The sequence below is a fragment of the Dyadobacter sp. CY351 genome, from assembly GCF_021502625.1.
In the GTDB taxonomy this organism is placed as follows: domain Bacteria; phylum Bacteroidota; class Bacteroidia; order Cytophagales; family Spirosomataceae; genus Dyadobacter; species Dyadobacter chenhuakuii.
Genome location: NZ_JAKFFU010000013.1, coordinates 169,722 through 194,885, shown reverse-complemented (window position 1 = coordinate 194,885; position 25,164 = coordinate 169,722). Strand labels below are relative to the sequence as shown.

At 46.0% G+C, this 25,164-nt stretch carries 19 protein-coding genes; 10 read left to right on the top strand and 9 right to left on the bottom strand.

Annotated features, from left to right (window positions below):
- Nucleotides 1-61: 61 nt before the first annotated feature.
- From L0660_RS22750 to L0660_RS22725, 6 genes are all read right to left on the bottom strand, one after another.
- Nucleotides 62-811 (bottom strand): LytTR family DNA-binding domain-containing protein, encoded by a 750-nt coding sequence (locus L0660_RS22750; RefSeq protein WP_235161445.1) that lies wholly within the window; start codon nucleotides 809-811, stop codon nucleotides 62-64.
- A 123-nt stretch (nucleotides 812-934) separates the two neighbouring features.
- The gene (locus L0660_RS22745; RefSeq protein WP_235161444.1) at nucleotides 935-1,957 is read right to left on the bottom strand and encodes a cytochrome d ubiquinol oxidase subunit II; all 1,023 of its coding nucleotides are present in this window, start codon (nucleotides 1,955-1,957) and stop codon (nucleotides 935-937) included.
- 96 nt (nucleotides 1,958-2,053) lie between these two features.
- Nucleotides 2,054-3,367 (bottom strand): cytochrome ubiquinol oxidase subunit I, encoded by a 1,314-nt coding sequence (locus tag L0660_RS22740; protein WP_235161443.1) that lies wholly within the window; start codon nucleotides 3,365-3,367, stop codon nucleotides 2,054-2,056.
- A gap of 130 nt (nucleotides 3,368-3,497) precedes the next feature.
- Entirely contained in the window at nucleotides 3,498-4,481 is a 984-nt protein-coding gene (locus L0660_RS22735; RefSeq protein WP_235161442.1) for a 3-hydroxyacyl-CoA dehydrogenase family protein, read from the bottom strand.
- Between the two features lie 129 nt (nucleotides 4,482-4,610).
- Nucleotides 4,611-4,808, bottom strand: a complete 198-nt coding sequence (locus L0660_RS22730; protein WP_026630426.1) for a CsbD family protein — start codon at nucleotides 4,806-4,808, stop codon at nucleotides 4,611-4,613.
- Between the two features lie 141 nt (nucleotides 4,809-4,949).
- Nucleotides 4,950-6,224, bottom strand: a complete 1,275-nt coding sequence (locus L0660_RS22725; RefSeq protein WP_235161441.1) for an AGE family epimerase/isomerase — start codon at nucleotides 6,222-6,224, stop codon at nucleotides 4,950-4,952.
- Between the two features lie 172 nt (nucleotides 6,225-6,396).
- Between L0660_RS22725 and L0660_RS22720 the strand changes: the two genes are divergently transcribed.
- Entirely contained in the window at nucleotides 6,397-8,118 is a 1,722-nt protein-coding gene (locus L0660_RS22720; RefSeq protein ID WP_235161440.1) for a DNA polymerase/3'-5' exonuclease PolX, read from the top strand.
- A gap of 100 nt (nucleotides 8,119-8,218) precedes the next feature.
- Here the strand turns inward: L0660_RS22720 and L0660_RS22715 are convergent, their stop codons facing one another.
- Together L0660_RS22715 and L0660_RS22710 are read right to left on the bottom strand one after the other, a co-directional pair.
- The gene (locus L0660_RS22715) at nucleotides 8,219-9,151 is read right to left on the bottom strand and encodes a hydrogen peroxide-inducible genes activator (RefSeq protein WP_235161439.1); all 933 of its coding nucleotides are present in this window, start codon (nucleotides 9,149-9,151) and stop codon (nucleotides 8,219-8,221) included.
- Nucleotides 9,152-9,274: 123 nt separating this feature from the next.
- A complete protein-coding gene (locus tag L0660_RS22710; protein WP_235161438.1) occupies nucleotides 9,275-10,105 on the bottom strand; it encodes a KilA-N domain-containing protein in 831 nt (276 codons plus the stop codon).
- 172 nt (nucleotides 10,106-10,277) lie between these two features.
- Here L0660_RS22710 and L0660_RS22705 point away from each other — a divergent pair, with 172 nt between their 5' ends.
- From L0660_RS22705 to L0660_RS22680, 6 genes are all read left to right on the top strand, one after another.
- Nucleotides 10,278-10,598: a hypothetical protein gene (locus tag L0660_RS22705; RefSeq protein ID WP_235161437.1), complete on the top strand. Its 321-nt coding sequence runs from the start codon at nucleotides 10,278-10,280 to the stop codon at nucleotides 10,596-10,598.
- Between the two features lie 117 nt (nucleotides 10,599-10,715).
- Entirely contained in the window at nucleotides 10,716-11,285 is a 570-nt protein-coding gene (locus tag L0660_RS22700) for an RNA polymerase sigma-70 factor (RefSeq protein WP_235161436.1), read from the top strand.
- A gap of 12 nt (nucleotides 11,286-11,297) precedes the next feature.
- Nucleotides 11,298-12,290 carry a FecR family protein gene (locus L0660_RS22695; RefSeq protein ID WP_235161435.1) on the top strand — a complete coding sequence of 331 codons (993 nt, stop codon included), beginning with the start codon at nucleotides 11,298-11,300 and terminating at the stop codon, nucleotides 12,288-12,290.
- Between the two features lie 15 nt (nucleotides 12,291-12,305).
- Nucleotides 12,306-14,129: an STN and carboxypeptidase regulatory-like domain-containing protein gene (locus tag L0660_RS22690; RefSeq protein ID WP_235161434.1), complete on the top strand. Its 1,824-nt coding sequence runs from the start codon at nucleotides 12,306-12,308 to the stop codon at nucleotides 14,127-14,129.
- Nucleotides 14,130-14,282: 153 nt separating this feature from the next.
- Nucleotides 14,283-15,383: a hypothetical protein gene (locus L0660_RS22685; RefSeq protein ID WP_235161433.1), complete on the top strand. Its 1,101-nt coding sequence runs from the start codon at nucleotides 14,283-14,285 to the stop codon at nucleotides 15,381-15,383.
- A 77-nt stretch (nucleotides 15,384-15,460) separates the two neighbouring features.
- Entirely contained in the window at nucleotides 15,461-16,330 is an 870-nt protein-coding gene (locus L0660_RS22680; protein WP_409013467.1) for a lysophospholipid acyltransferase family protein, read from the top strand.
- Nucleotides 16,331-16,390: 60 nt separating this feature from the next.
- On the opposite strand, the gene alaS is transcribed toward L0660_RS22680, so the two are convergent.
- Nucleotides 16,391-19,048: an alanine--tRNA ligase gene (gene alaS / locus L0660_RS22675; protein WP_235161431.1), complete on the bottom strand. Its 2,658-nt coding sequence runs from the start codon at nucleotides 19,046-19,048 to the stop codon at nucleotides 16,391-16,393.
- 286 nt (nucleotides 19,049-19,334) lie between these two features.
- Between alaS and L0660_RS22670 the strand changes: the two genes are divergently transcribed.
- From L0660_RS22670 to L0660_RS22660, 3 genes are all read left to right on the top strand, one after another.
- Nucleotides 19,335-19,724 carry a hypothetical protein gene (locus L0660_RS22670; RefSeq protein ID WP_235161430.1) on the top strand — a complete coding sequence of 130 codons (390 nt, stop codon included), beginning with the start codon at nucleotides 19,335-19,337 and terminating at the stop codon, nucleotides 19,722-19,724.
- A gap of 477 nt (nucleotides 19,725-20,201) precedes the next feature.
- Nucleotides 20,202-23,384 carry a SusC/RagA family TonB-linked outer membrane protein gene (locus L0660_RS22665; RefSeq protein WP_409013463.1) on the top strand — a complete coding sequence of 1,061 codons (3,183 nt, stop codon included), beginning with the start codon at nucleotides 20,202-20,204 and terminating at the stop codon, nucleotides 23,382-23,384.
- Nucleotides 23,385-23,425: 41 nt separating this feature from the next.
- Complete coding sequence (locus L0660_RS22660) at nucleotides 23,426-25,087, top strand: RagB/SusD family nutrient uptake outer membrane protein (protein ID WP_233796001.1); 1,662 nt, start codon at nucleotides 23,426-23,428, stop codon at nucleotides 25,085-25,087.
- Nucleotides 25,088-25,164 lie beyond the last annotated feature (77 nt).

Below are 25,164 nucleotides of genomic sequence, written 5' to 3'. Positions count from 1 at the left end.
CGTCGCTTCGCCGCGTATCTACTTGACCAGGGCCGAATTCTTTTGGCAATTTATCACCCAATTAAACATTCAGCAACCTTATAAGAACTTCTCTTTTTCTCCGCGAAACCTCTATTCTTGTCCCGTCTGAAAGCACAACAAAATCATTGCTGTTGGAGATGCGGATAACATGCTCAGCATTAACCAGGTGGGATTTGTGTGTTCGGATGAATTTGAATTGTTCGAGAATGTACTCGAAATATTTGAGCGTTTTGGTAGCAACAAAAGGTTTTACCTGATCCGTGAAATGGATAACCGAGTAGTTGCGGTCGGACTCGATGCGGATAATCTCAGCAAGCGGGAAGAAGAAAACGCCCTTACTAGAGCTAACCGTCAGCCGGAACTCTTTGGAGTCTTTTTTCTCCGCGCTGCCTATGAAATGCTCATATGTCTTTGGCCTTCTGGGCTTCAAATTGCGCTTCACGAGATAGCGCTGGATCGCACCGACGAGTTCTTTCGGGTCAATGGGTTTCATCAGATAATCCAGCGCACTGAACCGGAGAGCCTGAATAGCATGTTTACTCTGGCAGGTTGTGAAAATGACCTCAAACTGCGGGTTTTTCAAACTTATCAGCAATTGAAACCCGTTTTGATAAGCCATTTCGATATTCAAAAATGCAATATCAGGCTCATAGTCATTCAATAGCTCCCGTGCTTTGGTTGCTGAGGCAGCGAAGCGGATTTCAGATACTTCCGGGACAAACTCGATGATCAGCCGATGCAGGAAACTCCTTGCCTTTTGTTCATCATCAACAATTAGAATTTTGATCATACCAGGCGGGCGAGGCACTTTTAATGCAAAGCCTATTGCACTTTTCTCGCATTCCAAAGTATTGGTAATTGAGAAAAGGCCGCCTTTCGGATGTGCGAACGGCCGTTATGGTTGATTCATTGGCTAATGTTCGGTCCCGTACTCCAAAGGTTTCTTCTGAAAGCTGTAAATCAGGTAGAACAATGCAGGCAAAATAAAAACGCTGCCGATCAGCAATGCGAGTGCCAGAGCCTCCATCGTTTTCTCCTGTCCGCTGTGTTCGAGCAGCGATAAATAACCGCCTCCTTTTAAGATCACAATGTTAGGAAAATGCTTGTAAGTGGTTGTCAGCAAGATCATTGTCACCTGAAATCCTGCAAGCGGCCGCAACAGAACAAGCTTGCCCTGGTAAAGCAGCGACCACATCCAGACCAGCGAAAGCGTAGCTGAAACAATGGCGATCCGCCCGACCCAGTTTCCAAAGACCCAGTCGATCAGCGGAATGTGTTCGATATATGCGGCAATAAAAACGAGGATCCCGCATATGACAGCAGCAATATTGAAAAACTGCGCTTTGTGTGCAAACCGCAACCGGTCCTGATCATTATCCGTTTCACCGATCAGATACACAGAAGCCAGGAAACCGCAAATAGCCACAGTGAACAGGCCGACCGAAACCCCGAACCAATGCAGCCAGCTGAAAATATAAGCCGAAAGAAATGTATCAGCCTGTGGATCAATGTGGCCGGAAACGGCGCTTCCTGCAATGATGCCCAGAAATAGGGGCGTTATGAAGCTCGATATGGCGAATATCGTGTTGTACAAATACTGCATATCATCTACAACCGCATCATAATGTCGGAAAGTAAAGGCTGTTCCGCGTGCTATAATGCCCAGAAGCATGATGGTCAGCGGGATATGCAGGTGCACAGACATGGTTGAATAAATCACCGGAAAACCTACAAACAGGATCACAATGGCAATGATCAGCCACATGTGGTTCGCTTCCCAGATCGGCCCGATAGCGCCGTACAATGTCTTGCGAGTCACCGCCTTATTTTTACGGGAAGTAAAAAGTTCGATGATCCCGGCGCCATAATCCGCCCCGCCCAGCAACAGGTAGAGGAGGATGGAAGTCCAGAGAAAAGTGATGACTATGTAGAGCATTTTGATTTAAAATGTTACCGGGTTGCCGGTGATGATTGAATGAGTGACCGGGTCGCCGGGCGACGGGGTCGCCGGGCGATTTGCTTGGTTGGATTCTTATCTCGGCTTGTCGTATAGCGTTCCTACCATTTTGATTTGACGGTAGAGCATGAAAATTACAACTAATGCTAATGAGACATACACAGCGCTGAAAAGGTAGAATGAGTAGGCTATCCCAGGCATGGGGGTTACGGCGTCGGCGGTCCGCATGACGTTGTGGATGATCCAGGGTTGTCTGCCCACTTCTGTTACGGTCCAGCCAGCTTCCACGGCGATGAAGCCCAGCGGCGTTGCTGCAACGAACAATTTCAACAGCCACGGACTGGCGAGCCAGTTTTTCTTTTTCCAAAGCGCAATAAAATAAAGGACAGCGACAAGCATCATTGCCATGCCCATTCCGACCATAATCTGAAACGCATAATGCGTGATGGCTACCGGAGGCTGGTTTTCTTCGGGAATTTTATCGAGGCCTGTCACTTCTGATTCAAAATCACCGTGTGCCAGAAAGCTCAGGAAGCCAGGCAATTTTATGGCGTAATCCACCTTTTTATTCTCTTCGTCAGGGATGCCGCCGACGATCAGAGGCGCCGACTTTTCGGTATGGAAATGCGCTTCCATCGCCGCAAGCTTGGCAGGCTGGCGAATGGCCACGTCCTTGGCCGAAATATCACCGCTTAATGGTTGCAAAATCGCAGCTACGCACCCGAATATCGCGGCTATTTTGAAGGATTTGGTATGAAAAAGCACATTTTCACCTTTCAGGATCATGAATGCATGTACGCCCGCAACCGCGAAACCCGTTGCCACAAACGCAGCAATGGTCATATGAAGTGCCTGCGAAAACCACGCGTCATTGAACATGGCTTCGATAGGGTCAATATTAATGTATTGGCCGTTGACAAAATCAAAACCAGCCGGACTGTTCATCCACGCATTGGCAGCCACTACCAGGATTCCCGATGCAAGTCCGCTTACGCCGACAATGACGCCGGTGAACCAGTGGAACCATTTATTAAACCTGTCCCAACCATAAAGGAAAAAGCCCAGGGCGATGGCCTCAATAAAAAATGCCGTTCCTTCCAGCGAGAACGGCATTCCGAATATGGGGCCTGCGTGTTTCATAAATTCCGGCCATAAGAGCCCGAGTTCAAACGAAAGGACCGTCCCGGAGACGGCGCCTGTCGCGAAGAAGATCGCAACGCCTTTACTCCATGCTTTCGTGACGTTTTTATAAACAATGTTGTCAGTCCTGAGCCAATAGTAGTGCGCTACGGCCATAAAAAACGGCATGACCATGCCAATACAGGAAAATATAATGTGAAAACCCAGCGAAAGGGCCATCTGAGATCGGGCAGCTATAAAATCATCCATTGTGGAATTATTTTACTAAAAAATTGGAGGTCTCCAAAAACTTGCGGCACCAAAACCGGCACCATCCAAAACTAGTGAAGTCTTATATCAAGAACCAGTTTTTTGGTAAAAAGGATCAGGAGAAATAACGTTACCCGTTCCGCTTCTCAGCCAGCCTTTTCTTCACAACATCTGCCGGGTATTTTAATGCGAGTTGCCTTATTTCGTAGGTGAATTCTTTGAATGTTTCTTCCCAGACTTCGGCTTCGCCGGGTTCGTAGTCGTAGAATCCGTGGGAGTTGGCGATGCCTCGGCCGCCTTCGCGGACTACTTTATCGATCAGTTCGGGGACTTCGGTGTTGTTGTTTAAAGTAGGAAGCAGGTTTTTCATGACTGTGTGATAGGCAGGCACGCCAGTCAGGTCCATCCATCGGAAAACACCTACCAATGTCATGAAATAGCCTGCATTGTTGCGGCACGAGCGGTCGACATCCTCAATGGTCGCGTAACCATTTTCTACCAGACTGATCGCCTCGCGATACATGGCATACATGAGCCGGTTGGTGATAAATCCGGCAATGTCTTTTCTTACCAGGATTGGCTCTTTTCCCCATTTGTAAGAAAGTTCATACAGATATTCTGCATTTTTAATGTCCGTATCATCCCCGCATATCACTTCCAGAAACCGCGTAGTATGCGCCGGTTCAGTCCAATGCAATCCCAGGAAGCGTTCAGGATGAAGCGTTAATTTTTGCAGCTGACTAATTGGAATAGCAGAAGTGTTGCTCGACAACAATGCATCCGGCGCAATAACCGTTTCAACTTTTTTATATACTGAATTCTTGATATCAATGTCTTCAATCGTGCATTCGTTAACAATTTTGCACGGTTTCAGCTGAGCGTAATCCTCGGTAATGATGAGGTTTTTAAAATAGAATTCCGGGCCATTTTCAATGAGTCCCTTTTCTTTTGCATTTTCCAGATGTTCCCGAATCCTTCTTTCCGCATGAAGCAGATCCGCGCTCACAGGCGCAACGGCAATTACGGGATGGCCGGCAATCAGCAGGCAGGTCACTATACTGCAACCCATTAATCCCAAACCCACTATGCCGACCGGTATTTCATTTGGATTCATTTCAAGAATATTTATATAAAAGATGAAACAAAAAGGACTTATGCAGAGCTTCCTACTACAAAAAAAGAGCCCTGGAATCGCAATTCCAGGGCTCTTAACCTATTATTTACTCTGTATTTCAAACCGGGTCTATCGTGACCATCTATCTACTTCACTTTCCACTTCTTCACGGGTCTTTCCTAGTTTCTTTTGAAGCTTTCCAAGAAGTTCGTCTTCTTTTCCATCTTCATATAACAGGTCGTCGTCGGTCAAATCTGCATATTGTTGTTTGAATTTGCCTTTCAGCTCGTTCCAATTGCCTTTTACTTGTTGTGTGAAAGCACTCATGACTTTTTCTATTTAAATTTAAAAAGTAGCCTCGTTAGAAGCATTGAACTACACACAACAGTTCAAACATCATACCAAACCGTGTTTTGCGTCCTGGCTAAGTGATTTCAAGGATCAGTACAACCTTTTGTATGGAAAATCTTACGCAGATTGTGCAATCAGCTTATCAAGGCGTACAATTCCCTGCACCATAGAACGCACGGAATGGTAATTCACCTTCCATGAATGGCTCATATGCTTCCAGATCGGCTCTCCCTGGCGTGTCAGCAATGGCAGCCATTCGCCTACTTCATGGTGGATCATTTTATCAAACACAAAACGGTGCGTTGCGTCGTAAGCTTTTAGATATTTTTCATCGCCGTAAACACGGTAAGCGTCCAGCATGCCAATGATCACCTCGGCTTGCTGCCAAAACTCCTTTTCACGGTCATAAACTTCACCCGCATGCGAGCCCTCCACATACACGCCGCCAAACTCCCAGTCGATGCCGTGTTCCACAGCGTGATCATACGAAGCCAGCAGTTGGTCCTGATAAGCGTCATAAGGCACGCCTGCAATGTCCAGCGCGTGCATAAGCAGCCATGCAAACTCTACATTATGGCCATAGCTGGTGTTGTCTTCGGCACTGCTTTTCATGCCGTCTTCCGAAAACCGGTCCCAGCCCCAGATAATGTCGAATTTGATCTGCGGTGCAACCGTCCAGTCTGCCCAGAATTGCGGGATGCCTGTTTTATAGGTTGGGTGCATGATTTTATGCAAAAGCAGCTCGATTATTTCCATCAGCTTGCGCTTATGCACCTGTTTCTGGCTCGCTTCATATAATGTAGTGAAGGCCTCCATTAAATGCATGTGGGCATCCAGGGTTTTGCGGTCGCCGCCAGCCGGGCCGTTGCCTTTCAGCTCCCAATTGCGGTGGAACATTTCAAAATAGCCGCCATAGTAAGTGTCTGCGCCGTGGATTTGTAGCAGATCAAAAACCTTTTCCGCATATTCCAAACCCCTCGGATCGCCCGTTGCCAATGTGTATTCGGCCAGGCTGTAAATAGCAAAGCTGTGTCCGTAAACGATCTTTTCGTCGATCTTAACATTTCCTTTACGGTCCATGAGCCAGTAAAAACCGCCATTTTCCTCATCCCACATTTTATTGATAAGAAAATCGACGCCGTGGCTTGCAATGGCAGCATAGCGACCGTCGCCATGGCCAGCCCTGTGCGCAGAGGAAAATGTAAAAACGGTCCTGGTTTGCGCTATAAGCGACTTTTCATCCTCACCGGAGTCATTTCCGGCATTGTCGAAATGCGTGATAAAGCCGCCGTTTTCCTTGTCTACACATCTGGTTTCCCAAAAAGGAAGCAGTTCAGTTGTCAAATGGTTGTGAATCTCGTCGCGGTAACTTTTTAATTGATCAATGCTCATTTTGGAAATCCTATTTTATGTCCCGGAAAGGGCTGTTTTGTTTAAAGTTTTTTCTATTTAAGACCAGCTGATACTATAACTACTTAAAGGAAAAAATGGACTACTTACCCGATATTTGCAAATGCTGAGACATACTTCGTAATTCGCAAAGAATTCTTTAACCTGAAATGATATGAGTAATCCTGAAATTGTAGAGATCCTGGAATTGACCGCCAAATTGATGGAACTGCATGGTGTGGATCCTTTTAAGATCAAAGGATATTCCATTGCGGCCTTTTACCTGGATAAATATAAGGAAGGAGAGCTCCAAAATATGACGGAACAGGAGCTTACCAAGTTGCAGGGCATTGGTAAAAGCACTGCCGGGAAAATTGTTCAGATCGCAAAAACAGGAACATTCCCCGAGCTCGAAGAGCTGCTGCGCAATACGCCGCTGGGGGTGATGGAAATGTTCAATATCAAAGGAATAGGTCCTAAAAAGATAGCCGTTCTGTGGCAAGAGCTGGGCATTGACAACCTGCACGAGCTCGAACTCGCTTGTTTGAATGGTTCAGTCGCCAAGATCAAAGGTTTTGGCGGGAGCATTCAGCAAAAGATCATTGATTCATTGGCATTTTTGAAAGATCAGGCGGGCAAATTGCGGATGGACAAGGCAGAAGTAATTGCTGAGATGATCGTCAGGGAGCTGAAAAAAAACTTTGATCAGGTGGAAGTGGCAGGAGACATCCGGCGCCGCGCCGAAATTGTCGACAACATTAAAATCCTGGTCGGAACGGATTCGCCTGCTTTGTTGCAGACATTTATTGGTGACATTGAAATTTTGGTCCAGGATGAAAAGCGGTCGTCACCTTTTGTATGGCGGGGAAATGTACAGGACGTGGCCGTTGGCATTGAAATTATCGCTTCAAAGCCGGAACGTGTTGTGAATGAATTATTTATAGAAACTTCTGATGCATTACATTTAGGCTATCCCACATCATCCGGCAGCACAATCTGGCGGCAAGCTCATTATGAAGCGGTTGAGAATGAAGAAGCCATTTACCAAAAAGCGGGATTGCCTTACATTGTTCCTGAAATGCGGGAAGGTGCCGGCGAATTTACCTGGGCTGAGACACATTCCGCGGACCAGCTCATTACCTGGGACGATCTGAAAGGGATTTTGCACAACCACAGCACTTATTCCGATGGCCAGCATACATTGGAACAAATGGCGCTGTATTGCCGGGAGCTGGGTTTTGAATATCTGGGAATTGCCGATCATTCGCAAACCGCCACATATGCTCAGGGTCTCAAAATAGAGGATGTCATCCGTCAGCATGAAGAAATCGAGAAACTGAATGCACGTTTTGCATCCGAAAATCCGGAAAAGCCGTTCAAAATTCTAAAAGGGATAGAATCCGATATCCTGGGTGACGGTTCGCTGGATTATCCAACAGAAATCCTGGCCTCATTCGACTATATCGTTGCATCTGTGCACAGCAACCTTACCATGTCGTTGGAAAAGGCTACAACGCGCTTGCTGAAAGCCATTGAAAATCCATATACAACCATTTTGGGTCACCCAACCGGCCGCTTACTGCTCTCCCGCGAAGGTTATCCCATCGATCACAAAGCCATCATCGACGCCTGTGCAGCGCATAATGTCGTCATAGAAATCAACGCCTCTCCCTGGCGCCTCGACCTCGACTGGCGCTGGATTTCCTACTGCATGGAAAAAGGCGTCCTGCTCAGCATCAACCCCGACGCCCACTCCAAAGAAGGTTATTTCGACATGCATTACGGTGTAGCAGTAGCAAGAAAAGGTGGTTTGACGAAGGATATGACATTCAATGCGTTTGGGTTGGAGCGGATGGAGGAGTATTTGAGTGGTAGGCATGCTCGGGTTACTTCTTGAAATCTTCGTCCGGTCGTTGCCGTCGAATAATTCGTGCACTTCTTCAACTTAGGCCGGGTTTTGCTGCCGTTTCATTGAAGTCGGAGATCAATACTCATTGTTACAAAATCCTTATTTCCTTATTTGTTTCAAAAATTTCCTGCGGTAAATAGGCAGTAATTCCTGTTTTTAATGCATCTATAAGCCTTGTTTTCATTTGTTCGCGGTTCACCAGCAGGCAAACTTCACGCGCTGGCTCCGGAAACTGAAAGCTCCTTATATGCTTTTTTCGGACGTCAGAAAGCTCCATAACCGCCATTTCGGGCAGAATAGTAATGCCTCCGTTCTTTTCAACCATCCTGATCAACGTTTCTATACTGCCCGACCGGTAACTGAAACTACTGCCAAACTGACTATTCCGGCTCAACTCACAAAGTCGCTGGATCTGTGTGCGAAAACAATGTCCTTCTTCCAGCAGCCAGAGTTCATTGGGTTCGATATCTGCTGGCAGAATGTATTTTTTGGCATATAAATCAGTGTTTTCCGAAACATAGGCGTAAAAGCGTTCCTTATACAGTGGGATTTCCTGCAAGCTGCTTTCTTCAGATAGCGATGCAATGATCCCCACATCCAGATTTCCCAATTTTAACTCACTAATAATCCTTTCGGTAATCATTTCAGACACATGCAGCTTAATGTCCGGATAATGACTGATAAATGGATTTACAAAATGCGGCAGCAGATAGGGAGCAATGGTTGGAATGATCCCTATCCGCAATTCGCCCGATAAATCACCATTGAAATGTTTGGCGATCTCATTCATCCGAGATGCTTCGCGCAAAATCGTTTTGGCCTGATCAATTATTTCACGGCCAATTCCGGTTGGGACAATCGGCTGCTTCGTCCTATCAAAAATTTTTACAGCTAATTCTTCTTCCAACTTACGGATCATCATCGAAAGCGTAGGCTGGGTCACATTGCAATGTTCAGCCGCCTGAACAAAATGCCGGTAATTATCAACGGCTACAATGTATTCCAGTTGTTGAATATTCATTTGATAGAACAGAGTCAGTAGTATTAATAGATTTTATTTATGCAAAAATACAATTTAAATGCTTTGGTCTATGATGCAATTGAGGTGTTTTCTGAAATAATCGACATAGCCATTGCATAGCTGCTATTTCAGCTTCTTCACAAGCGTAATGTTTAAAAGCGACCGCATTTGTGTAATCGCGATTTGATTAAGCTGAACCAGTCTATCCGAAGCACTTAACTTTTGTTGGATGAGCATTGCATTAATGCTTTCTAAATTGGAGAGGATAACTAGTTGCTCAATGGACGCGTTATCCCGCACATTGCCCATAATCCCTTTATTTTGATGACGCCACTCTTTGGCAGTCATTCCAAAGAGCGCCATATTGAGAAGATCCGCTTCGCTTGCATAAATCGCACTGCATTGCTCGCTGTTCAGCGATTTTGGAATAAGATGAGCTTTGATTGCATCGGTATGAATCGTGTAGTTTACCTTGACCAGTGTTCTTTGCAGATTCCAGCTTTGTTTCAGACGATCGCTCTCCTCTGATTTCAGGCGCTGGAATTCTTTGATCAAGTACAATTTAAATGATGGAGAGATCCAGGATGCGAATTCAAAGGCAATATCCTTGTGCGCAAATGTGCCACTGGCATACCGTCCGCTTTTGGAAATCAGGCCGATAGCGTTCGTCTTTTCAATCCATTGCTTGGGTGACAACACAAATGAATTGCTGCCAGCATCATTTTTAAACTCATCGAATTCGAGTAGTTTAAAATCTGGATTATGCAGCTGCTCCCAAAGTCCCATGAATTCAATCGTAAATCTTGTGCGGAGCCAGTTTGAAATTATTTGTCCGGCTGATTCAGGATTTTTGTGTTTGGCAATGTCTGTGAGGGAAATGAAATCGTTGTCATTAATGTTCATAAGGGCGATTTCCTGCCCTGAAACTTGAATGGTTGTGTTTTTTGTCGGCATAGCATTGTTGGTTAAATGCTATTGAGACGTTGTTGATTGGAAAAAGTAACGGCTAATCGATAAACCTTTGGATTAAATGATGATTAAATTCACCTTATCGAACAGCTCTGGCTGGATTTTTTTATAATTGCTTTAATATGATCCACGTTTGTCACACTTTAATCCAATGAAAATGAAAAACTTGAACGCATTAGTCTTGCTGGCGTTTATGGCATTTGCCGCGCCGTCATTTGCGCAAACTGCAACACCAGCCAAACCGGCTACCAACAAAACGACCGTTGCCACCAGGCAGACCGGAAATGACAAGACAACCATTAAGGTAAAAGCCAACGGAACGCCCGATAAGCGTTATGCTGAGAACAAGAAACTCAAAGCGGATGGGACGCCGGACAAGCGTTACAGCGAAAACAAAAACCTCAAAAAAGACGGCACGCCGGACAAACGTTACAAAAGCAATAAAGCCGACTCACTGAAAGCGTCCAAAAAGCAATAGATCAAATAAATGCCGGAATTATTTTCCGGAAAATTTAGGGTAAGCGCCCGACTGGTTGTCATTCCAATGAACAGCCTAAGTCGGGCGCTTATTTTTTATCAGTAATCAATCATTGCAATGAACGTAGCCATCGCGGATCACGTGACATATTTAAGCAGGGATCGGGAAGCGGAGTTTGAACGGGTTTTTAAAGCACACTTCAAGGGACTTCATGCCTATGCCCGCACCATTCTGCGGGACGATATTATGGCCGAGGAAATGGTGCAGAATGTGTTTTGCCGGCTTTGGGAAAAAACAGATCACATTGAAATCAAGGAATCGGTCAGCGGCTATCTCTACCGCTCGGTTTATCATGAAAGTCTTAATTATATCAAACATTTGAAAGTGAGGGACGCCTACCAAACGTATGCAATTAACCAAATGGAACACAGCAATAACACCTCCCATCCGCTGGAACTGAAAGAGCTTGAACAGCGCCTGGACAAAGCCCTTAAAGAATTGCCCGAAAAGTGCAGAACGGTTTTCCAGATGAGCCGTTTTGAAGAACTGAAATACCAGGAAATCGCCGACCGCCTGCAATTGCCATTAAAAACAGTTGAAAATCAAATGGGTAAGGCACTGCGTCTGCTGCGCCTGAAACTGGTTGATTTCCTGCCCGCATCCATACTTTTATTTCTCCTCAGCTAATCCGTGCCGGTCATGAATAAAGAACTGAATTACAACATAGACGACCTGCTTGTCAAGGCTTTACTGGATGAGACGAGCGTCGCAGAACAGATCGAGATTAACCAATGGTTGTCCGACAGCGATGATAACCAGCGTTATTTTGAACATTTTGAACTGATATGGAACCAGAGCAAGCAACTCGCGGCGCAAAGCGCCGTAGATGAAAACGCGGCTTGGGAGCGGTTCCGCAAACGGACGCAGAAGAGTAGGGAAGAAGCGCCGGTAATCCCGCTTTTTAAACCCCAAAAGTCGTTCGCGTTCCTCAGAGTCGCTGCGATGATCGCCGCAACTTTGTGCACCGGATGGCTTGCATATGTATTTTTTGGCCAAAATGCGGAGCCGCAAATGCTGACCGTTCGATCAGGGGCAGAAACGGTGATCGATACATTGCCCGATGGGTCCATTGTGACTTTGAATAAAAAATCAAGCATTTCGTATCCGGCCGAATTCTCTGGGAGTAAAAGGGAGGTGTCATTAACGGGCGAGGCGTTTTTTGAGGTCACTAAAAACAAGACCAAACCGTTTGTGATCGCTGTGAATGATATGACTGTTAAGGTTTTGGGGACTAGTTTTAATGTGAAGGACAATGCGAAGAAGACAGAAGTGATCGTGGAAACCGGTTTGGTTGAAGTGGCTAAAAACAACGAGTTCGTCCGTATTAGTCCAAAGCAAAAAGCAACAGTGCTCAAATCGCATCCGGCACTGGTTAAGGATGAAACGGCAGATGATTTTTACAAATATTACAGGACAAACAAGCTGGTTTGCAACGATACGCCTTTGTGGAGATTAGTGGAAATACTGAATGAAACTTACGACGCAAACATTGTGATTGGAAATGAACGTCTGAACAACATGCCTATCAACACCACATTTGATACAAAGTCGCTGGACAGCACATTGAGCCTGATTAGTGAAACATTAACAATAAAAGTTGAGCATAGAGGAGAGCAGATCATTTTGAAATAGCACTTATCTTTCGGAATGAATCAGACTTTTACGAAACTGAACACGATAAAATTCATTATTATCATGCTAATTATGCCCTGTGCAACCTACGCACAGGGCATTCTGAATAAAACCGTGAGCGTATCCGCGCAAAAACAACCCGTTTCAGAAGTATTAAAAAACATCAGTGACCAGGGAAAATTTTACTTTTCATATAACAGCAACATCATTTCCGGCGATAGCCTGGTAACATTAAGTGTAGCCCGGCAACCGGTTAAGCAGGTTTTGGACCAGTTGTTCAGCAACAAATATCAATACAGGGAAAAAGGTGATTACCTGATCATTCTTCCCGCGGCGAAGGAAAAAGTGTTTTATATAAGCGGTCATATTTTCGATCAGGAAACCAATGTGCCCATTGACTACGCCAGCGTTTATTCAAGGCAGTTACTGGTTTCAACATTGTCTGACGACGCCGGGCATTTCAGGATACGCATCAAAGACCGGAGCTTACCTTTAAGCCTGACAATCAGCAAAGTGGGTTATGGGGATACGACGATCGTGATCCATGAGGAAAGTGCAGATCTTCGGATCAATATTCTACAAAAAGCGGTTGACCTCGATCCACTCATCGTCCGCTATTCCGAAGGCGAATCCACCTGGCTTGGCCGTTTTTTCCTTTCCGCAAAGCTTCGCGCGCAAAGCCGCAACATTGGCCGTTTCTTTGTCGCATTGCCCTACCAGGCGTCATTCACACCAGGTTTGGGAACACATGGGCGGATGAGCTCGCAGGTTGTGAACAAATTTTCGCTTAACCTTCTGGGCGGTTATACGGCTGGCGTAAATGGCGCAGAAATAGCCGGTGGCTTTAATATTTCAAAGCAGGATGTGCGCTATGCCCAGATCGCGGGCCTCTTTAATGTGGTTTCGGGTGATGTAAAAGGCGCGCAGGTGGCTGGGTTTTTAAATCACATTCTTGACTCGCTGAGCGGCGTCCAGGTTTCCGGATTTGCTGGGAGTGTCAAAAAAAATGTACGTGGTGCGCAAGTCAGTGGATTTTTGAGCCGTTCCGCAGGGCCGTTGCGCGGTGTGCAGGTGTCAGGTGCATTGAGCATTCTTGGTGATAGATCGAGCGGTGCGCAGATTTCGGGGGCTTATAACCACGCTTCGGAAGATTTCAACGGTGTACAAGTTGGCGGTGGGGTTAATGTAGTCAAAGGAAACCTTTCGGGGGGACAAATTAGCGGGGGGATCAACATAGGCAAGCGTGAGGTGCGCGGGTTTCAGCTCGCGACCATAAATGTGGCCAGGCGGCTTCACGGAACGCAGCTGGGCATTGTTAACATTGCAGACAGTTCGTCGGGTTTGAGTTTAGGGTTGATCAATATTATCAAAAAAAGTACTTCCAATATTTCTGTTTATGCCAATGACGTTACGCCTTTGAATGTGGCCTGGAAGATGGGTACGCACAAATTTTACAGCATACTCATGGTCGGTTCCACCACAGGCGGACAGAACAAGGTCCTTACTTTCGGTGCTGGAATAGGGCGGGAATTTTTTCCATTCAAAAAGGTTGGCTTCTTCACCGAAATCCTCAACCAGAACATTTACACCACCAGCTGGGATAAGCTTCCCTTCATTTACCGCTTCCAAACTGCCCTTACTTACAAGCTGAATAAACGCCTTGTGCTCTTCGCCGGCCCGTCATTCAACATTTACGACAGCGACGGCTTCCAAACCGAAAAAGGCTACAAATCCTTCCCCCCAAAAGGTTACCCCGACTTCAAGATTGGCAACAAAAACATGACTTCCTGGATCGGCTGGCAAGGTGGTTTAAGCTGGCGTTATGGCCGTGGCCTTTAATTATTATACTCTTTTTTCATGATTATTTTAGGGTAACCCCGCATCTCGTTGTCGGTACTTTGCATACAGCAATTGGACCGGATTGAAGGCCTGCAATTTTGGGGTTCCTGCGGACTGTATGTGTTTAAATGATTTCTTTTTAAATACATTCACATGAAAAATTTAAGATTTTGCGCGGCTAAAGCTGCACTTCTCAGCATATTCCTTTTCGGTTTATCCCTTGTTTCTTTTGGTCAGCATGACAGCACATCGGTCGTGCACTTCGGACTTATTTATCCGCTCAGCACCAATGGCAAACACGCGGCATCTTATACAAACCAGTTTTCGCTCCACGCCATTGCCGGGCTTTCCAGATCAGAAACCGGTGTGGCCATCGCAGGCGCTGCCAATATGATTAAGCAGGATGCTTCTGGGCTGCAAATGGCAGGCGCGGTAAACCTGATATCCAACAATGCAAAAGGAGTTCAAATCGCGGGAGGGGCTAACATTATCGGGAATAATGCCAACGGAATCCAGATGGCAGGTTTTTCAAATATTGTTAAGAATGAAGCAAAGGGCGCGCAGATTGCGGGTTTCATGAACCTGGCCGGAAACTCGCAGTCGGTTCAAATGGCTGGTTTTGCTAACATTACACGCAATGATGCGAAGGGATTGCAGGTTAGCGGATTTCTGAATAAGGGCAAGAATGTCAATGGGCAGGTTGCCGGTTTTGCTAACATTGCCAAGAATGTAAAAGGCATCCAACTGGCTGGTTTGATCAACATTGCCGACACCAGCGATTACCCGATCGCCATTTTCAATTTTATCAAAAGTGGTGAAAAATCCATTGCCTTAACGGTTGACGAATCCATGACTACCATTGCCTCATTCCGTTCCGGTGGCCGCGTTTTGTATGGGATTGCCGGGATTGGATACAATTTGAAAGATAGCAAACACGATTTGTACGCTGTGGAAGCAGGTTTGGGAGCACACATTAAGCTGGTTAGCAATTTCAGGCTTAATTTAGAAGCCGTGAGTCATTCACTTTCGAACTTCAAAAAGGCTCACTATTTTAAAAATTCACTCCGCATTATTCCTGCTTACAAAATTGGCAGCAAATTCGAAATTTTCGCTGGCCCGACCATCAATTACGTAAGTTACAAGCGCGAAAATGACTACGATCTTGTCAAGAAATATATCTGGAAAAACGATAGTTCAAAAGATTTCCAGGGTGTTCACCTAGGGTTCAATACGGGTATTCAGTTTATTCTGTAATACGGGCCGTGCAAACTTTGCCTTGGAGAGAAAGGCGGGGACTTACCGCTTTTCTCTTCCGGAAGGGCACCGCGAGCCTGTCCGTTCCCATATGGCGATCAATTGCTTGCTTGATTTATCTGATATTCAAGCACATTTGGCCTTATCGCAAAAATGTGATCCTCAAAAATCTGGCGATCTGTTTTCCAGAACTTTCAAATGCAGAGACAGCTGGGTTGGCCGATCGGTATTACAGGCATCTGGCGGATCTTATTATTGAGCCTTTCCTGGTGCGTAAACTGTCGCCGCAGGACCTTGCAAAGTTTGTTAGCTATGGCAATCAGTCCGTTTTGCATCAATTGATAAAGGAGAAAAAGGACATTGTGCTCATGGTCTCACATTATGGCAATTGGGAATATTTGTTTTCCCTGCCGCTGCTAACCGATTGCAATGTGCTTGCCGCTTACTCGCCAGTCTCAAACAGAATGTTGAACGAAAAACTGAAAGGGCTGAGAAGCCGCTTTGGCGTGAAGCTGGTCCCGAAGACTCATTGGTATCGCTCGGTAGTCAATTGGCAGGATACGAAGCCCGCCATTTTTATCAACATTGCGGACCAGAGACCCGCCGATGCGGGGAAACATGTCGTTCAGTTCTTTCGCCATAATACGTATATACAGACAGGTGCAGCACGCATGGCGATCCGACGGAATAGTGCCGTGGTGTATCTGGATGTACAAAAACGCGGCGTGAACAAATATAATTTTCGATTTAACCTGCTAGTGAAGGACGCAGCAAAAATGACCGAAACAGAAATTATGAAACTATATTATGCAGAGTTGGAAAAGAGTATCAAGCGCCAGCCGGAGTTATGGCTTTGGTCTCACAACAGATGGAAATTCGGTTTTCCTGGCGCTTTACCTCAAAAGCATATAAATGTTGATTCAGCAAAAGGTGTGACGCAGTCGTAAAATCAAAGGGCGACGCCAATTTTGGTGTCGCCCTTTTTGCGTCCTATCATACTGAGTTACCTAGAAAAGCCCTTTCGCTTTATCCAATGCTGTGTCCAGGCCGCTTGCGTCCGAACCGCCAGCGGTTGCAAAGAATGGCTGACCGCCACCGCCGCCACGAATTTCCTTCGCAAGATCTTTCACGATCTTACCAGCATTCAAACCCGTTTCATGCACGATATTTTCAGCAATAAACACCGAAAGCTGCGGCTTGCCAGCTATTTCTGTCCCAAAAACAGCGATCAGGTTTTCGATCTGGTCGCGCAATTCATAAGACAATTGTTTCAATGAATCAGCATTTGGCACGTCCACTTTCTCTACGATCAGGTTGAATGTGCTGTGCTTTTTCATATTGTCGATCAATGTCGTTTTCAGCGACTGGATCTTTTCGTTTTCAAGCGAAACAATCCTTTTTTGCAAAGCATTGCGTTCATCCAGTAAGCTCTCCACGGCCTTGATCAGATCCGTTGGGTTTTTGAGCAAATCTTTGATCCTGGTCAGGGTTGCTTCCTGATCGCGCATGATTTCAAGCGCTTTCGCACCCGTAACCGCTTCTACACGGCGCACGCCTGCGGATACAGATCCTTCGGAAATGAATTTAAAAACACCGATCTGACCCGTTGATGGAATGTGCGTTCCACCGCAAAGCTCGAAAGAGTAAGTCGGGTCGAAAATGATCAGACGAACAAAATCGCCATATTTTTCACCGAATGTCGCCGTTGCACCCTGATCCAATGCCTGCTTGATCGGCACGTTCCTTCTTTCGTCCAATGCAATGTCCTCACGGATTTTTTCATTGACACGGTCTTCAATTTTTTGCAGTTCCTCGTCGGTCACTTTCGCAAAGTGGGAAAAGTCGAAACGCAGCACTTCGTCGTTCAGGTAAGAGCCCTTCTGGCCGATGTGCGTGCCCAGCACTTCCCGCATTGCCGACAGCATCAAGTGCGTTGCAGAGTGATTTGCTTTGATCTTTTCACGTCGGTCACTATCTATTTTAGCAACGATAATTCCTGCATTTTGTAATGCGTCGTCCAGATTTTTATCTAACGAAATATGTACAAACAGGTCGTTTTCTTTCTTGGTATCCACGATCCGGATTGTTTTCTTACCATCCGCCAGACCGTTATCCAGGAGCAGGACGCCTGTGTCACCAACTTGTCCACCCATTTCAGCGTAGAACGGTGTGCGGTCCAGGACAATGTGATATTCTTCGCCCGTTTTTGTCTTAACCTTGCGATATTTGATAATCTGGCTGTGTGTTTCTTCAAAATCGTATCCTAAAAACTCAACGCCGTCCGCCTCACGCAACTCGATCCAGTCTGTCGCCTCTTTCGCCGCATCCTGTCTCGACCTGTTTTTCTGTTCTCTCAATGCATCCTGGAAACCTGTTTCATCAATTTGAAACCCTTTTTCCCTTGCGATAAGCGCGGTAAGGTCAACCGGAAAGCCAAATGTGTCGCTCAGTTCAAAAACCTCGTTACCGGCTATGGTATTAATGCCCTTCTCTTTCAAAGAATGCACAATCACATCCAGTCGTTTCAAGCCCGATTCAAGCGTTCTTAAAAAGCTTTTTTCTTCTTCCAGGATCACCCGCGTCACAAATTCTTCCTGTGATTTCAGATCCGTGAAAACATCTTTAAACTGCTCAGCCAGAACAGGGACCAGCTTGTAGAAAAACGGCTCTTGAAAACCAAGATAGGAATAACCATAACGAACTGCGCGGCGCAAAATCCGGCGGATAACGTAACCAGCTTTGTTGTTGGAAGGCAGCTGACCATCCGTGATTGCAAATGCAACTGCCCGGATATGGTCTGCAATAACGCGCATTGCAATGTCCGCAAATGGCTCATCATTAACGCCGTATCGCTTGCCGGACAATGTTTCTAAAACCTGAATTGTATTTTGAAAAACGTCTGTATCATAATTGGAAGTCTTAGCCTGAACCGCCATACACAAGCGTTCGAAGCCCATTCCTGTATCCACATGCGTGGCAGGAAGCGGAACGAGCGAGCTGTCGGCCTTCCGTTCAAACTGCATGAAAACGAGGTTCCAGATCTCTACAACCTGCGGATGATCATTATTAACCAGCGATTTTCCGGAGATTTCCGCCACTTCCGAGGCAGGGCGCAAATCAATATGGATTTCTGAGCAAGGACCACACGGACCTGTATCGCCCATTTCCCAGAAATTGTCTTTTTTATTACCTAAAATAATGCGGTCTTCACCCACGATCGGCTTCCAGAGATCCCAGGCCTCCTGATCAAACGGAACGCCATCTTTGGAATCACCCTCAAAAACCGACACATAAAGCCGGTCTTTCGGAAGTTTGTAAACCTCCGTCAAAAGCTCCCACGCCCAGGTAATTGCCTCTTTTTTGAAATAATCGCCAAAAGACCAGTTACCCAGCATTTCGAACATGGTATGATGATAAGTATCAAAACCAACGTCCTCTAAATCATTGTGTTTTCCTGAAACCCGGAGGCATTTCTGAGTATCCGCAATGCGGCGGGAGGGAGGCGTGCCATTGCCCAGAAAAAAGTCTTTAAACTGCGCCATCCCCGAGTTGTTAAACATGAGGGTAGGGTCGTTCTTAGCCACCAAAGGTGCAGAAGGCACAATTAAATGTTGTTTACTCCTAAAAAAATCAAGAAAAGCCTGACGTATTTGATGCGAGGTCATTGTATATATTTTGGTCCTTATAGTCTACGAAACAGGGGGCAAATGTAAGGAAAAAATGCGTTTAGTTGCCGGTAAGCCAGGCTCATCTCTCAAATTAGAATTTGGGGTTACAGTGATCAGCATTTAGTCTTTTAGGAAAGCCATTTTGAGTATAAACCCGCCGGGATTTTCTTTTTTATAAAATTCACTGATCCTGCGGTGCTGTTGTTTGCAGGGATTTTTGCAAATGGATTTTTGATTTTTATACCAAAGGGAATGTGCCTTTTGAATTTATAATGTGCTTGAAATGAAACCGTTTTCGGAGTTATCGGCGGAAGAGTTAGCGATGGAAAACCTATTCATTAGATGGGTCCGGTTTCCCGATGATCCACCTATCCGCTCTTTTTGGGAAGGCTGGATGACGAAGTATCCGTCCATGAAAGACACCGTTGCCAGAGCCAGGGAACTCGTTTTGGTGGCGTCCGACTGGAAGCCTGATTCGCTTTCGAGCCAGGAGGTAAATTCAATCTGGGGGAGGATCCGGAATTCTCTGGATATCATTACCGAGCGTGATCCCGCCCAAACAAGCGCCGGTGCCCTTAAAAAACCGGTGGCTTCAAGTAACATTATCCTTGGTGTAATTTCCATGGCACTACTTATTCTGCTTGCCTTCTTTTTCTTGTCCATAATAAATTAGTACCCGTTCTATCTGGCGTATTTAGATTAAATAATATTGGTATAGTACCAAAATCAGCAGTCCACAAACCGCTGCATCTCACTCCACTTAGTGAGCTGATTGGTAATATTTTACAATAAAATATTTGATACTGAATATTCTGGCAACGTTCCCGATAACGTTTGCATAAATAAAAATCTGCTTTTACTTCCGCGTTAAGGCACTTATCGCTATTCTCGATTCCGCCTTTGAAATTGTACTTTATGTACAAAAAATGTTGTTATCAGAATTGTTCTAAAACAGCTTGCAAATCGCGGTAACCTTTTCTCAACACTTCCATCACCAGCTTCCATTTTACCTTTTGTCACCGAATAAGTGTAACCGTTGATATACATTAAAACTTTTTTAATAATAAATATAATTTTTTATCGGGGTAAGCTTAGAAAACCTCGTCAAGCAGTAAGCAGTCAGAACTTTATCAATCACCAATCCATGCGTATGAAAAGAAAATTTACCAGTACTGGTCAAAGCGCCCTGCGTCTGACCATGGCAGCGATGATGGTATCGGGCATCACAGCCGAGGCATTTTCACTGAACCGGCCTAACGTAACCCATGTTTTTTCCATTGACAAAAGTGTTTCAGGAAAAATCACCTCATCAGAAGATAATACGCCAATCCCCGGGGTGTCGGTTGTATTGAAAGGCAGCAGAAGCGGAACAAACACAGATGCAGACGGAAATTTTAAAATTGACGTGCCCGATAATGGTGCCGTGCTCGTGTTTTCATCGGTTGGCTTTATTACTCAGGAAGTTGCGGTAGGCGCCAAAAGTGTCGTTGACATCAAGTTGGAGTCTGATATGAAGGCGCTTTCGGAGGTTGTGGTTGTGGGTTATGGTAGCCAGAAAAAGAGCCAGACAACCGGAGCAATTTCATCTGTTTCGGCCAAGCAGATCAGCGAAATGCCTATCACCAACATTGGCCAGGCCATGCAGGGCCGTGTGGCCGGGGTGGACGTTTCCCAGTCGGGAAGTAAGCCTGGCTCTACGCCAAAGGTGCTTATCCGTGGCCGACGTTCATTCAATGCCGGTAACAACCCATTATATGTTGTGGATGGAATTCCTTTGGCAGGTGACCGGAACGAATTAATGTCTGTTCGCCCGTTTGATTTTGTGTCAGGAGGTTATGAAGATATGAACCCGAATGACGTGGCATCTATGGAAATCCTGAAAGATGCGACGGCAACGGCGATTTATGGTGCAAGAGGTGCCAACGGCGTTGTCCTGATTACAACGAAAAGAGGAGAGTCTACAAAAGGCAAAACTACTGTCAGCTACGATACGTATGTGGGTGTAACGGACGCGCTGGATAAAATCCGTCTTTTCTCAGGACCTGAATTTGCAGAATATATGCGCGAGTCGCGCCGTGGCATTGCATCCGGGAGCATTTATAAGGATGCGAATGGCAATCCGGTTCCTTCGGGCCAGGTGGATGCCTTTGCGGATTCGAAATTGTTTGAGGCCGTTGAATTGGACGGGATCGCGAAAAACCGTACGACAGATTATCAGGATATGATCCTGCGTCAGGGTTTCCAGCAAAACCATTCGGTAGGGGTGCAGGGCGGAAACGAAAAAACGCAATTCTACATTTCCGGCGGGTTTTTCAGGGATAAAGGGATTTCGGAAGGACTGGATTACACAAGAACTTCTCTGCGCGCCAACATTGACCATAACATCAACAGCCGCGTGAAAGTAGGGATATCTTCTTACCTGATGTATTCTGTTAGAAATGGTAAAGATTTGAACCCTTACGGATTTACATTAAACCAAAACCCGCTGGGACGAGCCTATGATGATGCAGGGAAGCTCATCTTCGCACCAACGAACGATGCGCTTCTGACCAACCCGCTGGCTGAAATCGTTCCAGGCGCTCAGGTGGATGAACGCAAAAAATACAGGATCTTCAACAGCCTCTATACAGAAGTAAAGATCATCGAAGGTTTGAAATACCGTATCAATTTCGGTCCCGACTTTGCAGTGGAACGCGGCGGACGATTTATTGGTGCGCAAACCAATGCAAGAAAAGGCGGTGACCCGCAAGCTTCTATCTATAACCAGTTTGGTTTTAACTGGACATTGGAAAACATTGTCACCTATAATAAAACGTTCGCAGCGAAGCACAATCTGGGCATTACAGCGCTTCACTCGGTGCAGCGCGAGAATTTTGAGGCTAATACTATCTCAGTTCAGGGTGTGCCCGCTGAAACACAGCAATTTTACAGTGTGGGTAACGCCAATGCAGTGTTAGGCGTGGGTAGCGTGCTGATTCCATGGACGTTGAACTCTTACATGGCGCGTATTAACTATGACTATGCCGATAAATATCTGGTAACTGTAACTGCTCGTCGGGATGGTTCCAGTCGTTTTGGAGAGAATACAAAATACGGAACATTTCCGGGTGTTGCTTTGGGATGGAATATTTCAAATGAGCCTTTCATGAAAAGTGTCTCGTGGCTTGATCTCCTGAAACTTCGGGTAAGCTATGGCTCTGTGGGGAACCAGGGTGTGGCACCTTACCAGACGCAAGGTTTGCTGGGCCGGACCATTTATGCCTGGGATAACACGCCCGCTTACGGATATCGCCCCAATACGATCGGAAACCCGGATTTGAGATGGGAGTCTTCTGCAACCAAAAACGTGGGTATCGATTTCAGCTTTATCAAAGGACGCGTTCAGGGATCTCTTGAACTTTATGAAACCAATACAACCGACTTGCTGCTTTCCGATCAGCTGCCTGCTTCCATCGGATTCAATGCCGTGACACGTAACGTAGGTGAAACGCGCAACCGCGGAATCGAGCTGGGTGTTTCTACCATTAACGTGAATGCTAAAAACGGTTTTAAATGGACTACGGATTTCCAGTTCACCAAAAACACCGAAGAGATCATTTCGCTTTATAATGGTGCGGTGGATGATTTGGGTAACAAATGGTTTATCGGCTATCCTTTGTCTGAGTTTTTTGATTACAAAAAAGCGGGGATCTGGCAGACAAACGAAGCGGATGCAGCCAAATCTTACGGAAGCCGTGTAGGGCAAATTAAAGTTGCCGACGTGAATGGCCGCAGCGCGGACGGACAGTTGACCGGACAGCCAGATGGTAAGATCAATGCAGATGACCGTCAAAAGTTGGGTTCAGATGTGCCGGATTGGAGTGGTGGTATTACCAACCGTTTCAATTTCAAAGGGTTTGACCTTTCTTTCTTCATCTACGCAAGACAAGGCCAGATGATCATCAGCGGGTTCCACCGCGATAACAATGCATTGGCTGGCCGTTATCAGCAAATGTATGTGGATTACTGGACGCCAAACAATCCAACCAACGAATTCCCTCAGCCAAACAAAGACCAGGAGTTCCCGGTTAATAATCAGGCGATTATCTATTACGATGGTTCGTTTGTGAAGATCCGTAACATCAACTTCGGTTACACTTTCACTAATAATCTGACCAAGAAACTGGGTCTGGAATCGCTTCGCTTGTTTGCAAGTATCCAGCAGCCAAAGATCTGGTCGAAATATCGCTCCAAATACAATGGTGTGGATCCTGAAACCTCAGAGACAACCATCGGATCAGGTGTAACGCCAGCTACGCGCGTATCCACGATCGGACTTAATGTGAAGTTCTGAGCATGCTGAAAGGTTTGGTAAAACATTTAATATTGACGAAAATGACATTTAGATACATCAAAAAATCATACAAATACATTGGCTTAATGGCTTTGATGCTCATGGGCCAGTCGTGCAGCGACTTGCTGGAAGAAGAGGTCATTTCCAACATCGGCAATGACTACATTAATACACCGAAAGGTTTTGAAGACGCTGCCAAATCGGCCTATTCTTCGCTGCGAAATTACTACGGAACGCAGCAAGGCATTACCATGACTGAATTCGGCACAGACCTTTATGCGACGGGTGCGGACGGTGGTTACAAGGGTTTTCACTTTTATGATGCCCAGCTGCAGCCCACTGTGGATTACCTGGCCACCATTTGGGATGAAACTTATCGCGGGATCAACGTTTGTAATGCCGTGATCGAACGGGCGCCAGCTGCGACTGTTTCCGATGCGATCAAAAAAGCGCGTGTTGCTGAAATGAAATTTCTGCGGGCGCATTATTATTTCCTTTTGATGCAGCAATATGGCCCGGTCGATCTGCGGTTGACTGAAACCATTTTGCCCACCAAGAAAACTACCCGCGCGCCTGAATCGGAAATTTACAAGCAAATCATTGCTGACCTGGAATCCGCTTTGCCGGACCTGGAAGCAAAATCGAAAGCCACTGATTACGGTCGTGCCACAAAGCCAGCGGCGGAGCATTTGCTTGCCAGGGTATTTTTGGCAAAAGGCAATTCAACTTCCAAAGCAGCGGACGATTATGCCAAAGCAGCAACGTATGCCTCCAATGTGATCAATAACTATACATTCAAGCTGTTACCGGATTTCGCAAGCGTTTTTGATCAGGCCAATCAAAACCATGACGAGGTTGTGTTTGCAGTTCAGTATACCACAGATCCATTGACGAACAGCACAGGAAACAGCTTGCACCTTTACTTCGGAATGCAATATGACGTGCAGGCCGGCATGGTGCGGGATATTTTGAATGGTCGTCCTTTCAAGCGCATGCGTCCGACGAAATACTGTCTGGAAACCGTTTTTGCAGACCGTGTGAATGATTCACGTTACAAGAAGACCTTTAAGGATACATGGCTTTCCAACAACCCGGGCAAGTTTACAAACGTATTTGACAACTCGAAAACGGAAGTAACATTCAAAGCTGGGGATACGGCGATTTTCATTCCTGGCTATGAAATGCCTTTGGCAGAGCGTGCGAAAAAGCCTTATCAGGTGCTGGTGCCAAGTCGTTACGATGAAGCATTATTCCCTGTGAACCGTAAATTCCTTGATCCCCTTCGCCCAGACCGTACTTACGAGCCGGGAAGCCGCGATTTCATGTGTTTCCGGTTGGCAGATACTTATTTGTTGCTAGCCGAAGCGCAATTGCTGACAGGCAAGGTGAAAGAAGCCACGGACGCTATCAATATGGTGCGTCGCCGTGCAGCCTTTGCTGGCAAAGCAGCCGCCATGGAGATCAAGCAGGCAGATATGAACATGGAAATGCTCATGGAAGAGCGTGGACGTGAATTACTTGGAGAGCAGATCCGCTGGATGGACTTGAAACGCTGGGGTAACCTGGTTGAAAGGGTTCAGAAATACAATCCGCAGGCAGCTCCTAACGTTAAAGCGATCCATTTGCTGCGTCCTATCCCGCAAACGCAGATCGACAGAACGGAAGGCGGTGCAACAGCATTCCCGCAAAACCCGGGCTACTGATATTGAGTTGAATTTTTGAAAATGCACATTCCCGTCATGTCAGAGGATTTAAAGGTCCTTTGGATGATGGGAATGTT

Coding starts and splice junctions, on each gene's coding strand:
- L0660_RS22660 (WP_233796001.1), top strand. CDS start 23,426: ATGACATTTAGATACATCAAAAAATCATACAAATACATTGGCTTAATG.
- L0660_RS22735 (WP_235161442.1), bottom strand. CDS start 4,481: ATGAATCCAAATGAAATACCGGTCGGCATAGTGGGTTTGGGATTAATG.
- L0660_RS22750 (WP_235161445.1), bottom strand. CDS start 811: ATGATCAAAATTCTAATTGTTGATGATGAACAAAAGGCAAGGAGTTTC.
- L0660_RS22695 (WP_235161435.1), top strand. CDS start 11,298: ATGAATAAAGAACTGAATTACAACATAGACGACCTGCTTGTCAAGGCT.
- L0660_RS22690 (WP_235161434.1), top strand. CDS start 12,306: ATGAATCAGACTTTTACGAAACTGAACACGATAAAATTCATTATTATC.
- L0660_RS22730 (WP_026630426.1), bottom strand. CDS start 4,808: ATGAGTGCTTTCACACAACAAGTAAAAGGCAATTGGAACGAGCTGAAA.
- L0660_RS22710 (WP_235161438.1), bottom strand. CDS start 10,105: ATGCCGACAAAAAACACAACCATTCAAGTTTCAGGGCAGGAAATCGCC.
- alaS (WP_235161431.1), bottom strand. CDS start 19,048: ATGACCTCGCATCAAATACGTCAGGCTTTTCTTGATTTTTTTAGGAGT.
- L0660_RS22670 (WP_235161430.1), top strand. CDS start 19,335: ATGAAACCGTTTTCGGAGTTATCGGCGGAAGAGTTAGCGATGGAAAAC.
- L0660_RS22685 (WP_235161433.1), top strand. CDS start 14,283: ATGAAAAATTTAAGATTTTGCGCGGCTAAAGCTGCACTTCTCAGCATA.
- L0660_RS22700 (WP_235161436.1), top strand. CDS start 10,716: ATGAACGTAGCCATCGCGGATCACGTGACATATTTAAGCAGGGATCGG.
- L0660_RS22720 (WP_235161440.1), top strand. CDS start 6,397: ATGAGTAATCCTGAAATTGTAGAGATCCTGGAATTGACCGCCAAATTG.
- L0660_RS22665 (WP_409013463.1), top strand. CDS start 20,202: ATGAAAAGAAAATTTACCAGTACTGGTCAAAGCGCCCTGCGTCTGACC.
- L0660_RS22725 (WP_235161441.1), bottom strand. CDS start 6,224: ATGAGCATTGATCAATTAAAAAGTTACCGCGACGAGATTCACAACCAT.
- L0660_RS22715 (WP_235161439.1), bottom strand. CDS start 9,151: ATGAATATTCAACAACTGGAATACATTGTAGCCGTTGATAATTACCGG.
- L0660_RS22740 (WP_235161443.1), bottom strand. CDS start 3,367: ATGGATGATTTTATAGCTGCCCGATCTCAGATGGCCCTTTCGCTGGGT.
- L0660_RS22745 (WP_235161444.1), bottom strand. CDS start 1,957: ATGCTCTACATAGTCATCACTTTTCTCTGGACTTCCATCCTCCTCTAC.
- L0660_RS22705 (WP_235161437.1), top strand. CDS start 10,278: ATGAAAAACTTGAACGCATTAGTCTTGCTGGCGTTTATGGCATTTGCC.